Origin of the sequence: Sarcina ventriculi, assembly GCF_900456775.1 — a bacterium.
Classification (GTDB): Bacteria; Bacillota; Clostridia; order Clostridiales; family Clostridiaceae; genus Sarcina; species Sarcina ventriculi.
Map to the genome: position 1 here is coordinate 111916 of NZ_UAUL01000010.1, position 14996 is coordinate 126911.

Genomic DNA, 14996 nt, shown 5'->3' on the forward strand with positions numbered 1-14996 from the left:
TGTAATGTATAATTAAATATATAAATTGTAAAAAACTAAGGAGAAAAGAAAATATGTCACTAATATCTAGTTTTAACGATAATATTTTATTCTTTATTCAGGCTCATATTCAAAATCCTTTTTTAACTCCAATAATGAGTTTTTTCACCACTGTAGGGAAAGATGGGGCTATATGGCTTGTGATAGGAATTATACTTCTTATAACGAAGAAATATAGAAAGGTTGGTTTTCTAATTTATTTCGGATCTATAATAAATTATATAATAACAGAGGTAATAAAAAATACTGTAAAGGAAGCAAGACCGTTTGATACTTTACATAGTTTACATTTACTTATTTCAACGCCTCCTGGATACTCATTTCCTTCAGGACATACGTCAGCAGCTTTTGTAGCAGCATTTATAATAGCTATTTATATAAGAAAAATGGCAGCGCCATCGATTATAGGGGCTATATTAATAGCATGTTCTAGGTTGTACTTTACTGTTCATTATCCAACAGATGTTCTAATGGGAGTAGTTGTAGGCTTTATATCTTGTTTAATAGCTATTTTTCTTTATAATCGTTTTGTTTATAAAATTGCAAATCCCATACTTAGGATACCAATTAAGAAAAATAGAAGAAATGCAGCGTAAAAGATGAGGATTCAAATACTTTGAATCCTCATTTAAATTTAATTATTTAAATTTTCAATTCTTATTATATTCTCTAATTTATTAAGATTTTTATAGTTATTTATTTTTTCTTTAAAATTCTTTATTGATTTTTCTTTGCATTTTTGAGTTAAAAATATTAAATCAACTTGATGTTTTGTTTGTATATCTTGAGTAACTAAGGATATACTTATATTATTTTCTCCAAGAAGTGTTCCAATATCACCAATTATGCCAGGCTTATCTTTGACATTAAGCCTTATATAGTATTCACTTTCAATTTCATCACTAGGTAAAATATCGTATTTATTATTTAAATTTCTAGCTTGATTTATCCCACAATAGTTTAGGTTGTTTCTTAATATTGAAAGAAGATCAGACACTATTGCACTACCAGTTGGTAAATCACCAGCTCCTTTCCCATAGATTGTTAAATCACCAACAGCATTTCCTTTTAAGTAAACAGCATTAAATGAATCTTTAACACTTGCAAATGGATGATTTTTGGGAACAAACGCCGGATGCACTCTAACTTCAATAGAATTATTTTTAAGTGTTCCAATGGCTAAAAGTTTTATAACGTAGCCAAATTTTTTAGCATAATTTATATCTTTAATCCTTATATTACTTATTCCTTCTCTTAAAATATTATTTGGATGAACTGGTGCTTCAAAAGATAAAGAAGACATAATGGATAGTTTGTAAGCAGCATCAAAACCTTCTATATCGTCAGTTGGATCAAATTCGGCAAATCCATTTTCTTTAGCTAAACACAGTGCTTTATCGAAAGACATATTAGATTCAGTCATATTACTTAAAATATAATTTGTAGTTCCATTTACTATACCAACTATTTTTTCAATTTTATTTGCAGTAAGGCTTTCATTTATTTGTTTAATAATTGGAATTCCACCACCAACACTTGCTTCATAATATAAAAATACTTTTTCTTTTAAAGCAGTCTCAAACAATCTATCACCATGAAGAGCTATGCAAAGTTTATTAGCTGTAACTATATGTTTTTTCTTTTTCATAGCTTCTATCATATAGTCAAGGGCTGGGTATGCGCCCCCCATAACTTCTATTACAATTTCAATAGAGTCATCATTTAAAATGTCACAAAAATTATTTGTTAAAATACCATCTGGAATATCTAGATATCTTTTTTTATTTATATCATTAACTAAAATTTTTTTAATTTCTATTTCAAAACCGCAACGTTTAAATATTTCGGATTTGTTAAAATTTAATATTTTCCAAACTCCAGATCCAACGTTGCCAAGTCCTAAAAGTGCAATTTTAACTTGTTTCATAAAATCCCTCTTTCCTTTTTAATCAATATATTGTAGTGCCATTAGTACAAATAGATAACTCTTTGATTGTCCAATCATTTTCTAAGCTTTCAAAAAAAGAGTCCATAGAATTTTTAAAATCCAAATTATCTTGAGAAGTTATAGCCATAATAGTAGGCCCAGCACCGCTTAAATAAACTCCTAAAGCATTTAGTTCTAAAGCTTTATTTTTTATTTCTAAAAAATTTGGAATTAAATTTTCTCTAAAATTTTCATGAATAACGTTTTTCATAGCGTGTTTTATATTCTTTAAATTATTATTAGCAATAGATGCAACTAAAAATGAACTAGCAGCTATATTTGACATAGCAAATTTAAAATCTAATTGTTTAGGTAAAACATTTCTTGATTTTTTAGTAGATAAATTAAAGTTTGGATACATGGCAAAAAATTTAGTTTTAGATTCAAAAGGAATTTTTTCATAATAAGTTTTTTCACCATCAAAGAAAGAAACAATAAATCCACCTAAAAAACAAGGAATAACATTATCAGGGTGGCCTTCCATTTTAATTGCTAAGTTTATAAGGTCTTCTTTAGATAGCTTATTTCCAGATAAGTAATTTGCAGCAACCATACCACCTATGATACAACTTGAGCTACTCCCTAGTCCTTTTGAAATTGGAATATCAGATTCAATTAAAATTTTTATTCCAGATGGAGTATAATTTACTTTTTTAAATACAATTTCCATAGCTTTATATACTATATTATCTGCTGTTTGAAATTCTAAGGGACAACCATCTATTATAAGACCACTCTCTATTTCACATATTGAAAAAGTATTGTAAAGATTTAATGCAACACCAATAGAATCAAATCCAGGTCCAAAATTTGCAGATGAGCAGGGAACTTTAATTTTAATCAAGTAAATCACCTCCTATATGTGCAAAGTTTTCTATGGCTTGTAAAACTTTGTCTTTTGGACAAATGTTATTATGAATAATTGGCTTTTTATCTAAATTTTTCAATGATGTTGGGATAGGCAAAGTAGTTTTTTTAGATAAAATATTAAGGGCTTCTATATCATTAATGTTTGAAGTATTAACATTTAATCCTTGTAAAATTGTTTTTGGAAATTTAAAAGGACTAGCAGTTGAGGCTATTATAGTTTGCGTTTTATCTTTAGTTTTTTCTTTATATTTTTCATAAACTGAATAAGCAACGGCAGTGTGTGGGTCTATAAGATAATTAAAGTTTTTATAAACCTTATTTATTGCATTTATTGATTCTTTTTCTGTAGCAAAATCACTATAAAAAATTTCATTTAATTTTTCTTTTAATGATTTAGGAATCTCATAAAAGCCTTGAATTTCTAAGGAATTCATAAGATTTTTTATAAGAATTGAATCTTCATTGCTTAAATCATATAAAAGCCTTTCAAGGTTGCTAGATATTAAAATATCCATAGAAGGGGAATTAGTAACTTTTAGAATTCTTCGTCTATCATAAATCCCTGTATTTATAAAATCAAATAAAACATTATTTTCATTAGAAGCACAAATAAGTTTATTAATAGGAAGACCTAATTTTTTTGCATAGTAAGCAGAAAGAATATTTCCAAAATTCCCAGTTGGAACAACTATATTTATTTTTTCATTATGTTTTATAATATTTTTATTTAGAAGATTTCCATAAGCATAGAAGTAATAAACTATTTGAGGAAAAAGTCTACCAATATTTATAGAATTAGCTGATGATAATATAAAGCCATTATCATTAAATTCTTTTTTTATCTTAGAATCATTCAATATATTTTTTATGCAATTTTGTGCATCATCAAAATTTCCATTTAGGGAAATTACTAAAGAATTGTTACTTCTGTGGGTTATCATTTGAAGTTTTTGTATTAAACTTGTACCATCTTTAGGATAAAGAACTGCAATTTTTATTCTAGGAATATCAGAAAAACCCTCTAAAGCAGCTTTGCCTGTGTCACCTGATGTTGCAGTTAAAATAAGAATATTTTCCTTTTGTTTATTATTTATTAAAGCTTTGTTTAATAAATAAGGAAAAAGACATAGTGCCACGTCTTTAAATGCTAGAGTGGGACCATGATAAAGTTCTAAAAAGTGAGTATTTGAAATAGATTTTATTTGTAATATTTTATTATCTTCAAATTTTTTATCGTAGGCCTTGTAGATGCAATCTCTAAGATCATCATCACAAAAATCATCTAAAAACTCTTTAAGAATGCAAAAAGCTAATTCTTCATAAGGAAGTCCTGCTAAATATTCTAAAGAATTTTTTAATTTATGTATTTTAAAGGGAACATAAAGACCCTTATCTTCTGCAAGACCATTTATTATGGCATAGCTAGAACTTACTAGCTTTTCATAGCCTCTAGTACTTTTATACAAAACAATCACTCCTTGAAAATGAATTAAATAATAGTAAACTTTTTAAATCATAATAAACTATATGATTATTAATTTATTAGTATACTAATAGAAATTTGGGATAAATAATTCAAATTTTTAATTAGGGGTTTTATAAGTTATTTAAATATTAGGGATTAATTTAAAATAACTTAATCATGTTTTATATTAAGATGTAATAAATTATAATCTGTATTTGACATTTTATCAATATTTTTTTTGTAAGATATTATTAAAATTTTAAGAAGATTTTATGTTCTTTTCAAAGATATAGTTCTGCTATATAATAATTTAAGGTATAAAAATTGTTATTTATAAATTAAAGAAAAATTTATTCGGAAATTAGTGTTTTTAAACTGATATTTGACTAATTATATTAATTGTAAATAATTATTAATTAAAATTGTTTATAACAAATGAAAGGAATTGATTTTAAGTGTCATACAAATTTATTTTTAAAGGAAAAGAATATGAATTAAATGAAGAAAAAGCTATAGGATTTTTTAATGATGAAGAAAAACCTATAAAGGATATGGATATAAAAAAAATAATAAATATTTTTGAAAATAGCGATGAAGATGAAGTTGATTTTGATAAAGAATATTATGATGTTCGTTGTGAAAAATGCAAGGTAAATAAAGAAGATAAGGATTATTATGAGTATTTAGAATTTAATTTTTATATGTTTACAAAAGATTCTAAGTATATCATAAGTAATATATCAAAGGAATATGAAGGAGTAACATTTAACAAACTTTTAAGAGAAGGTATAGTAGATGATAGCTATATAGTAACAATTATAGTTTGTAAAAATTGTGGAGTATATTCAGTTGTGATTGAAGAGTTTGAAATATAAAAAATTTATTTCTATTATGAGATACTTCTATATGATAACCTAAAAAATATTGATATAAATAAATTTTATAAGTTTATTAGAATGTTTATATTTAATATTAAAAAATTAAAAATATATATAAGTATAATTATTTAAATTTGAGGAGTGTTTTTATGGCTATAAAAATAGTTACAGATAGTACATCATATATACCTAAAAAGTATTTAGAAAAATATGATATTAGCGTTGTATCTTTAAATATATTATTGAAAAATACAAATAGAAGGGAAACTTCAATAAGTAATCAGACATTTTATAAGGAAATGGAAGAGGCGAAAGAGTTTGCTGTATCTTCTCAACCAACTCCAGAAGAATTTTATGATGTTTTTGATAAAATAGCTAAAAATGGCGATGACATAGTTGGAATATTCATATCTTCAGAAATGAGTGGAACATATTCTACTGCTAATTTAGTTAAAAATATGATATTAGAAAAATATGATATAAATATAGAAATAATAGATTCAAGAACTAATTGTATGCAAATGGGTTTTGTTGTTTTAGAAGCTGCAAAACATGCTAAGTTTGGAAAATCAATGAATGAAATTTTAGATATTACTAACAATACTATAAAGAATAGTAGGTTTGTATTTTCTCCTAGTGTTTTAGATTACTTAAAAAAAGGTGGAAGAATTGGGAGTGCTTCTGCATTGATTGGAAATTTATTTCAAATAAAACCTATATTAACTGTTAATAATGGAAAAACAGATGTATTGGCTAAAGTTAGGACTAAAAAGAAAGCTGTATCAACTATGATAGATATTTTGATGAATGATTTAAAAGAAAAAGAATTAGGTGGCGTTATAGTACATCATATAAATTGTGAAGAGGATGGATTGACTCTAGCTAAGACTTTAGAAGAAAAATTAAATATGAAGGTAGATATTCAAGATATAGGTCCTGTAATAGGTTCTCATGTTGGTCCTGGAAGTATTGGAATAGCTTATTTTTGGAAGTAGTTTTAAGTATTTAATTTGTGAATTTGAACAAACTATATATTGTATACAACATATATAGGGAGTGATTAAGTTATGGGGAAAAATTCAAAAAAACTCAAAATAAATGGGAAAATAATAGAAGATATTGCTAAAAATATTTCGAATGTTATAGTAAAAATGATAAAGAAATAAATAAAAAGGTATGAAAAATATTTTTCATACCTTTTTATTTATTTAGTCAAAAAGTTCTGAAGCTCTCTTGGTAATTATTGGAGTTTTTATTTTATTATCTTTATTTGGGTCTTTATTAGAATTTGAAGTATTTGGATCATTATAATTATTTGGATTATTGTAATTGTTAGGATTTACAGAAACAGAATTACCCCAAAAAGGATTCATATAATTGTTTGGAATGTATGCATTATTATATCCATTGTTTGTTTGTTTTTGGTCTATGTTTGATAATGGTGTAAAAGGAATGGTATTTGAATTTACCATTGGAGGAAAGGGATACATTTCAGGTCCCATTCCACTCACAGGGTATCCCATTTGCCAAGGTCCATAATTTACATTTGACATTGATTGATTTGAAACAGCCTGTGAATTATTAGCTGGCTGAATAATCAAAGGTCCAGGTCCACCTTGAGGTAACATAGGTGGAAGCGTCATAAATGGAGCCATATTTGGTGGATATGGCATAGGCATACATGTTACAGGAAAATTCATATAATTTTGACATATAGAAATTACATAAACAAGCGGAACCATAAGAGTATTACCATGGCATTTATGGCAATATACATATTCCCTTTTTTCTGGTTTCATAAGTACTACACAATGGCATTTAGGACATACTAGTAAGTCTTCTAATCTCATACATTCTAAATTTGAGTTACATTTGTTATGCTTATTATCATGTCTATATCTGTCGTCAGGATAAAATTCCATAAAATATCCTCCTAAAAATTTATCATTTCAAAATATTCTATGATTAATAATAGATAAAAATTACAAAAAATATATTTAAATATAAATTATTTATTATATTGTTAAAATACAAATGAATAATTTATATTTGTTTAATATATTATTAATAAAACAATTTAAAAAATAGTAATTTAAACAAGAAATATAAAATTATAGTGAAAAAAACATAAATTTTTTTTTATCTATTTTAAAATAGGAAAAAATTTGATATTCTTTTATAGGCATAAAAATATATGAAACAAGGAGAATAAATTGAAAAAAATGTTGTTAAAGAAAGAATTTATATTAGAATATTTAAAAGTTACAATAGGTGTTGCTTTTATAGCTTTTGGGCTTGAGAGTTTTTATATACCAAATGGTATTGCAGCTGGAGGACTTTCGGGTTTTGCTCTTGTATTAAATCATTATCTTTCGTTTTTATCCATTTCTAGCATTACTTTATTGTTTAATATAGGACTTTTAATTGGGGCTTTTAAAATAATAGATAAAGATTTTGGATTTAAAACTCTTTATGCAAGTATCATATTAAGTGTATTTATGAATTATTTTGATTGTTTATATAAAGGAATAGGGCTTACGAACAATCTAGTTTTATCAGTTATTTTGGGTGCTTTTGTTATGGCAATAGGTCTTTTTATATTAATAAAACATAATGCATCTACTGGTGGAACGGAAATATTAGCTAGAATTTTATCTAAGTTTTCAAACATGAATATACCTATAGCACTTTTATGTATAGATTTTTTTGTAACTTTGTTAGGTGGAATAACATTTGGGTTAGATAAAGGTATATTTGCAATATTAGCTGTATTATCGGTTGGGATGTTATTAAATTTGTTTATGAAAATAAAATCTATAATTTTGAATAAAAAATATCAAGGAGCTATGTGAAGAAAAGATAAAAGCTATATAAAAATATACATTTAAATATATTTTTATATAGTTTTTTATTTTATATAGAGATAAAAATTTTATTGTTTGAAGTAAAAAAATAAAATTATTCAAAAATGAAAAAATATACCTTATAATATTAGGTAGAATTAACTTCACATAATATAAGAATTTTTAGGGGGAAAATAAATGAAAAGAATAAATAAATTAAAGGCGTTAATGGGAATAATAATATGTTTTTCATTATTTAGTGTATCGTTGCTAGGGTGTTCAGGTGTGTCTGAGACGGGGAATTCTAATATTGCTGATAATGAGAAGGAGGTTAATAGGGCAATGGAATTGTCTGATGAAGATTTACCTATAGCGACAATAAATATTAAGGGATATGGCAGTATTAAGGCTGAACTATATCCTAATATTGCAGAAAATACAGTTAGAAATTTTATTTCTTTAGCAAATTCAGGATTTTATGATGGATTAACATTTCATAGAATTATAGATAATTTTATGATTCAAGGGGGAGATCCAAACGGAGATGGTACTGGTGGTACTGATTATTGCATAAAAGGTGAATTTAAAGCAAATGGAATTGAAAATACGTTAAAGCATGAAGACGGGGTATTATCTATGGCGAGAAGCAATTCATATAATAGTGCAGGAAGTCAATTTTTCATAATGAATAGTACAGCAACATATTTAGATGGCAATTATGCGGCATTTGGAAAGGTAATAGAGGGAATGGATATAGTATATAAAATATCAAAGGTAAGTACAGATGCTAATGATAAACCATTAGAAGATGTTATTATAGAATCAATAACGATAGATACTAAAGGTATAGAGTATGACGAACCTATTAAAATAAATTAATTTTAATAAATAATTTATATTGCATATTGTAACAAAAACATCATATAATATTAAGTAGTAAAAAGGCGTTTATGAATGAGTTAATAGCTTATTATATTTCGTCTTTTTTTTATGAGGTGAAGGGAGTAAAAATATGGGAAAATATTCTAAAGAAGATATTATAAGATTGGTTGAGGAAAACGATATAAAATTTATAAGGCTTCAGTTTAGTGATATTTTTGGAAGTCTAAAAAATGTGTCTATAACGGATAGGCAATTAAATAGAATTTTAGAAAATGGTTGTATGTTTGATGGATCATCTATAGAAGGTTTTGTAAGAATTGAAGAATCAGATATGATTTTAAAACCTCAATTAGATAGCTTTAACATATTTCCATGGAGACCTCAACAAGGAAAAGTTGCTAGATTAATTTGTGATGTTTATAGACCTGATAATATTCCATTTGAGGGTGATCCAAGAAATGTTTTAAAAAAAGTGATAGATGAGGCAAAGAGTTTAGGGTATACAATGAATGTGGGACCAGAGTGTGAATTTTTCCTATTTCATACGGATGACAAAGGACAACCAACTACAATAGCTCAAGATAATGGTGGATATTTTGACTTAGCTCCAACTGACATGGGAGAAAATGCAAGGCGTGATATGACATTAGTTTTAGAGCAAATGGGTTTTGAAATTGAGACATCACATCATGAAGTAGCCCCAGGACAAAATGAAATAGATTTTAAATATGCAGATGCTTTAACTACCGCAGATAATATAATGACATTTAAGCTTATAGTTAAAACAATAGCTCAAAGACATGGTCTTTATGCAACATTTATGCCAAAACCTACATTTGCTGTTAGTGGTTCTGGTATGCATATAAATATATCTCTTTTTAAAGATGGAAAAAATGCTTTTGTAGATGAAAAAGATAAAAATGGCTTGAGTAAAATAGCATATAATTTTATAGGTGGAATAATGGAGAATATTTTAGGGATGATAGCTATTACTAACCCTTTAGTAAATTCTTATAAAAGATTAGTTTCAGGATATGAAGCACCTGTATACATAGCTTGGTCTAATAAAAATAGGAGTCCACTTATAAGAGTTCCAGCATCAAAAAATTATGAAAAAAGAATAGAGGTTAGATGTCCAGACCCAAGCGCAAATCCGTATCTTGTCTTAGCATGTCTTCTAAAGGCAGGTCTTAAAGGGATTAAAGAGAATATAGAAGCTCCCAAAAGTATAGAAAAAAATATTTTTGATATGTCTGCTAAAGATAGAGAACAAGAAAATATTAAGTGTCTTCCAAAGGATTTGAGAGAAGCTATTTCAGAAATGAAAAAGAGCAGTTTGGTTAGAGATGTGTTAGGTGAGCATATATTTAATAAATATATTGAAGCTAAGACTTTAGAATGGAATGAATATGTAAAACAGGTACACCAATGGGAAATAGATAAGTATTTGAAAAAATATTAGATTTAAGAAAAAAGGTGTATTAAAATGGAGATGCAAGGCGGAGTGATAGTAGCTACGGGAAAGGTTGAAGCTAGTGAAAAGATAAAAAGTATACTTATAGAAGGTGGATATGATGTTTTAGGTGTTTGTAAATCTGGAAATGAATTGATAATGAAAACAATTCAGTGTTCACCAGAGCTGGTTATATTAAGTTATAAACTACCAGATACTACGGTTATGGAAGTTTATGATGCTTTAGTTGGAGTATGCGATTTTTTAGTTTTAACAAATGAATCATATTTGTCCATAGTAAGTGAAAATATGGATGTTTATTATCTTCCCCATCCTTTTTCAAGGAGTGTGCTTTTAAATTCTGTAAGCATGATATTTCAAGGCAGAAAGCAAATGGCAAAGCTTCAAAAAAAGGTGAAAAATTTAGAAAATAAAATGGAAGAGAGAAAACTTATAGAAAAAGCTAAGAAAATTCTAATAAAAAATAAAGGAATAACAGAAAATGAAGCTTTTAGATTTATTCAAAAAAAAAGCATGAATACAGGTGAAAAAATGATAAAGATTGCTAAAGATATAATAAGCAAGCAAGAGTGAGTTAGCTTAAAAAGGTAAAATTAGAGAGATGTATGAGGAGATATAGAATAAAAAATTCTATATCTTTATTTTTGGATTAAAGATACAAGAAATAAATTAATATATGCAATATAAAAATATGATATTGATAATAATGGGCTAAAGTATTATAATTTTATTAACAATTTGTTTACAAATGAGGAGGCAAAAAATAGTGGATAAACGAATGAAAGGAATTATCTTAATAATATTAGCTGCATTTAGTTGTGCTTGTATGAATGCATTTATTAAAGGTGCTAGTGGAATTCCTCTTGGAGAAAAGGTCTTTTATAGAAATATAATGCTTTTTGTAGTTTCACTTATAATGATTGCAAAAAATAAATCTTCATTATTTGGGCATAAAGGAAATAGAATAGCTTTAATAGGAAGAGGAGCCTTTGGAACCATAGGAATATTGTTAGGATATTACGCACTGTCTCATATGTTATTACCAAATGAAACAGTATTATCAGATTTAAATATCTTTTTTATAATAATATTCTCTTTTATATTCTTAAAAGAAAAAGTAAATATTATTCAAATAATAGCCATAGTAATTGCATTTATAGGTATATTATTTATTGTTCACCCAGGTGGAAGCGTTCCTATTATACCTGCAATAGTTACTATAATATCAGCAGCATTATCTGGTGGAGCCTATACTATAATAAGAGGTTTAAGAGCTAAAGAAAGTCCAGAAACAATTGTGTTTTTCTTAGCATTAGTATCACTAGCCTTTACCGTGCCATCTATGATGTTTAATTATGTTACTCCAAACTTTCATCAAATGTTATGTTTGCTTGGAGCAGGATGTGGTATAGCTGGATTTGAAGTGTGTGGAACTATTGCGTATAAATATGCAGCTGGAAAAGAAATATCTATATTTGGATATACAGAAGTGTTATTTGCAGCAATTATATCACTTGCGGTGTGGGGAGAACTTCCACAAGTTGTAGCTTACATAGGATATGCTCTTATAATTGTTGGAGCGATTATAGTATTTTTATATGATAGATCATTATATAGAAAGAAAAAAACTACATAAAATTTATTTTAATAAAAAGATAAACTTTATATTATTTAAGGTTTATCTTTTTAATTTATTTTGTAAATAGTTGAATAAATTAAGAAGATAAAAGAAAAATAAATATTAAATAATACTAATCAGTATAAAAGTATTATAGAAAAAATACGAAATTTAAAGAAAATTAAAGGATAATTAATGTATATTGAAAAATACACCTATATTATTAAAAATATATTTTTTTATTTATGATATAAATATATGAGTACATAAATTATAAGGAGTGATAAAATGGCAAAAGGACTGTTTTTAATATTTCCAGGGCATGGACATGTTAACCCTACCATTGGATTGGTAACAGAATTAATAAATAAGGGTGATCAAATTACATATATAACAGCAGAAGAATTTAGAGATAAATTAGAAAAACTTGGTGTTGAATTTAAAGGATATGATGAAGAATATAGTGTAGATCCAAATAATAAAGAGGGTATGATAGCAGTTGTAAGAAAAGCTATTGGTATATATAGGAATTTAATAGAGCTTGCACTTAAGCAAGAGGGTACATTTGATTATTTAGTGTGCGACTCAATTGTAAATCCAGGTAAAAAATTGATTAGAAAATTAGGAATAAAAAAGACAATATCTTTATCAACAACTTTTGGGTTGAATGAGAAAGTAATAGAGGAGTCAAGAAAAACTAATAATTTTTCAGAACTTGAAAAATATAAAGATAAGTTGAAAGAGTTAGAAAAAGATATAAAAGACCTAGAAAAAGATTTTGAAATGGAAATTCCAGATGTAACAAAGATTTTTTTAGGCGCAAAGATGGATTTAAATTTAGTATTTACATCTAAATATTATCAACCTCTTGCAGAAACTTTTGATGAAAGTTATAAATTTATAGGGCCATCAATAGTTGATAGAAAGGAATTACAGGATTTTAAAATAGAAAATCCGCAAAATAAAAAAATTGTATTTATATCATTAGGAACTGTTGCAAATAAAAATTTAAGTTTCTATAAAAATTGTTTTGAAGCTTTAGGCTCAAGAGATGATTTAATAATTATAATGTCTATTGGAAAAAGAATAAATATAAAAGATTTAGGAGAAATACCTGAAAACTTTAAATTATACAATTACGTTCCACAACTTGAAGTGTTAAAACAAGTTGATCTTTTTATAACTCATGGTGGAATGAATAGTTCTAGTGAGGGATTATATAATAATATACCTTTAATCGTGGTTCCTCAATTTGGAGACCAGTTTATGGTTGCAGCTAGAGTAGTTCAATTAAGCGCAGGAGTATCTTTAATAAAGGATGTAGATTCAGATTCTATAAAGGAAGCTGTAAATAAAATATTAGAAAATGACTCATATAAAGAAAATGCAAGAAAAATAGGTGAATCTTTAAAAGAAGCAGGTGGATATAAAAGAGGGGCTAATTTATTGCATGAAATTCTATAAAAGTGGATTCAATTTTGAATCCACTTTTTTATAATTGAATTTAATTAAACAGATAGTATTTCATCTTGAAGTTCATTCATAAGTTCTTGAACAGAAACTAATTTGTTGACTTTGTAAGCATTGGAACCGCAAAATAAAAGTCCTTCATCAAGATTTCCTTGTACAGCGTTTATAAGAGCTTTGCTTATGCAATAAGGAGTATCTTTAGGATTGCAAGGTGTCAAGCAATTATAACAGTATGTTACAGGGATTTTTCCTGTTTTTGATGTTTTAGCGAATTTATTTAAAATGGCTCTTCCAGGCATACCAACAGGACTGCTAACTATGGCGATATCTTCCTCTTGACAGTTTATGTAGGAATTTTTGTATTCATCGCTAGCATCACATTCAAAAGTGCCTACAAATCGTGTTGCCATTTGAACTCCAGAGGCACCAAGTTTTAGATATTTAGCAATATCGAATCCATCGAAGACTCCTCCTGCTACGACAACTGGAATTTTTTTATTGTATTTTTCTTCATATATTTTAACTTCATTAAGTATTTCAGGGATAGTGTTATCGAAATTTTTTATGTCATCTTCTAATTTATCTTTAGAAAAGCCTAAATGTCCTCCAGCTTTAGGACCTTCTATTACAAGCATATCAGGAGTTACATTATTATGTCTATCCCAAAGTTTTAACAAAACTTTAGCACCTTTTAAAGATGATATTATAGGTGCTAGTTTCACGTTAGAATCTTTAGCTATTTTAGGTAAAGAAGTTGGCATTCCAGCACCAGATATTATAATATCTGCACCACCTTCAATGGCAGCCTCAACATATTTATTATAATTAGTTAATGCAACCATTATATTAACTCCTATAATACCTCCTTTAGCTTTTTCTTTAGCAATTTTTATATGCTTCTTTAAAGCTCTTATATTGGCTTCTACAGTATTGGTTAAGAAGTCTTCTTCTAAAAACCCTATTTGTGCTGAAGAGATAACTCCAATGCCACCTGCAGCAGCTACGGCACCTGCTAAGTTAGATAAAGATACTCCAACCCCCATTCCACCTTGAACAATGGGTAATTTAGCAACCAGGTTGCCAATAACAAGCGGTTTAATGTTCATTACATATAACATCCTTTCATTATGTATTAATATTATAATTTATCTTAAAAAAATTATCATTTTGTTTATTAAATGATGAAATCATATTCAAGTTAAATTTAAATTAACTTATAAGTATTATTGTTTAATATAAGTTAAGTTTAACTTTATAGAAATATGACTATATTATAAATTAAATTTTAAAATCTAACAAGACAAAAATTTAAAAATTCCATTATTAGGGTTATATTGATAAATATTTAGCAAATAATTACTAACAATATTATCTTAAAGATGATTTTTTTATAAAATATATAATATAAATAAAAATGTAGAAAAAATAGTATTATTAGTATATAATGTTGTTATTTAAAAAATAATTTAA

The 14996-nt window shown here is 26.6% G+C and carries 14 protein-coding genes; 9 read left to right on the forward strand and 5 right to left on the reverse strand.

The annotated features are described in order from the left end of the window. Positions 1 to 53: 53 nt before the first annotated feature. Positions 54 to 635: a phosphatase PAP2 family protein gene (locus DR020_RS09895; RefSeq protein WP_112365843.1), complete on the forward strand. Its 582-nt coding sequence runs from the start codon at positions 54 to 56 to the stop codon at positions 633 to 635. A gap of 38 nt (positions 636 to 673) precedes the next feature. On the opposite strand, the gene DR020_RS09900 is transcribed toward DR020_RS09895, so the two are convergent. Genes DR020_RS09900 through thrC form a run of 3 tightly spaced genes read right to left on the reverse strand, consistent with a single transcriptional unit; the run spans position 674 to position 4368 of the window. After that, on the reverse strand, positions 674 to 1966 hold the full coding sequence (locus DR020_RS09900) for a homoserine dehydrogenase (protein ID WP_112365844.1): 1293 nt from the start codon (positions 1964 to 1966) through the stop codon (positions 674 to 676). A 22-nt stretch (positions 1967 to 1988) separates the two neighbouring features. Continuing rightward, positions 1989 to 2870: a homoserine kinase gene (gene thrB / locus DR020_RS09905; RefSeq protein WP_160110464.1), complete on the reverse strand. Its 882-nt coding sequence runs from the start codon at positions 2868 to 2870 to the stop codon at positions 1989 to 1991. Then, complete coding sequence (gene thrC / locus DR020_RS09910) at positions 2863 to 4368, reverse strand: threonine synthase (protein ID WP_207655895.1); 1506 nt, start codon at positions 4366 to 4368, stop codon at positions 2863 to 2865. The genes thrB and thrC overlap by 8 nt, the downstream gene beginning before the upstream one ends. Positions 4369 to 4816: 448 nt before the next feature. Here thrC and DR020_RS09915 point away from each other — a divergent pair, with 448 nt between their 5' ends. Together DR020_RS09915 and DR020_RS09920 are read left to right on the forward strand one after the other, a co-directional pair. Continuing rightward, positions 4817 to 5236 carry a DUF3785 family protein gene (locus DR020_RS09915; RefSeq protein ID WP_055256982.1) on the forward strand — a complete coding sequence of 140 codons (420 nt, stop codon included), beginning with the start codon at positions 4817 to 4819 and terminating at the stop codon, positions 5234 to 5236. Positions 5237 to 5388: 152 nt separating this feature from the next. Continuing rightward, positions 5389 to 6234 carry a DegV family protein gene (locus tag DR020_RS09920; RefSeq protein ID WP_055256981.1) on the forward strand — a complete coding sequence of 282 codons (846 nt, stop codon included), beginning with the start codon at positions 5389 to 5391 and terminating at the stop codon, positions 6232 to 6234. Positions 6235 to 6447: 213 nt separating this feature from the next. Here the strand turns inward: DR020_RS09920 and DR020_RS09925 are convergent, their stop codons facing one another. Next, positions 6448 to 7161 (reverse strand): hypothetical protein, encoded by a 714-nt coding sequence (locus DR020_RS09925; protein WP_055256980.1) that lies wholly within the window; start codon positions 7159 to 7161, stop codon positions 6448 to 6450. 300 nt (positions 7162 to 7461) lie between these two features. Here DR020_RS09925 and DR020_RS09930 point away from each other — a divergent pair, with 300 nt between their 5' ends. The 6 genes from DR020_RS09930 to DR020_RS09955 all read left to right on the forward strand — a co-directional run bounded on the left by DR020_RS09930 (position 7462) and on the right by DR020_RS09955 (position 13520). Continuing rightward, the gene (locus tag DR020_RS09930) at positions 7462 to 8091 is read left to right on the forward strand and encodes a YitT family protein (RefSeq protein WP_055257351.1); all 630 of its coding nucleotides are present in this window, start codon (positions 7462 to 7464) and stop codon (positions 8089 to 8091) included. A gap of 333 nt (positions 8092 to 8424) precedes the next feature. Beyond that, positions 8425 to 8961 (forward strand): peptidylprolyl isomerase, encoded by a 537-nt coding sequence (locus tag DR020_RS09935; protein WP_371811687.1) that lies wholly within the window; start codon positions 8425 to 8427, stop codon positions 8959 to 8961. 133 nt (positions 8962 to 9094) lie between these two features. Next, positions 9095 to 10426: a type I glutamate--ammonia ligase gene (glnA, locus tag DR020_RS09940; RefSeq protein WP_055256978.1), complete on the forward strand. Its 1332-nt coding sequence runs from the start codon at positions 9095 to 9097 to the stop codon at positions 10424 to 10426. 24 nt (positions 10427 to 10450) lie between these two features. Continuing rightward, entirely contained in the window at positions 10451 to 11011 is a 561-nt protein-coding gene (locus DR020_RS09945) for an ANTAR domain-containing response regulator (protein WP_055256977.1), read from the forward strand. Positions 11012 to 11204: 193 nt separating this feature from the next. Then, a complete protein-coding gene (locus DR020_RS09950) occupies positions 11205 to 12074 on the forward strand; it encodes a DMT family transporter (protein ID WP_160110465.1) in 870 nt (289 codons plus the stop codon). Positions 12075 to 12344: 270 nt separating this feature from the next. Continuing rightward, a complete protein-coding gene (locus DR020_RS09955) occupies positions 12345 to 13520 on the forward strand; it encodes a macrolide family glycosyltransferase (protein ID WP_055256975.1) in 1176 nt (391 codons plus the stop codon). A 44-nt stretch (positions 13521 to 13564) separates the two neighbouring features. Here the strand turns inward: DR020_RS09955 and DR020_RS09960 are convergent, their stop codons facing one another. After that, positions 13565 to 14632, reverse strand: coding sequence for an NAD(P)H-dependent flavin oxidoreductase (locus DR020_RS09960; protein WP_055256974.1), 1068 nt, complete (start codon positions 14630 to 14632; stop codon positions 13565 to 13567). Positions 14633 to 14996 lie beyond the last annotated feature (364 nt).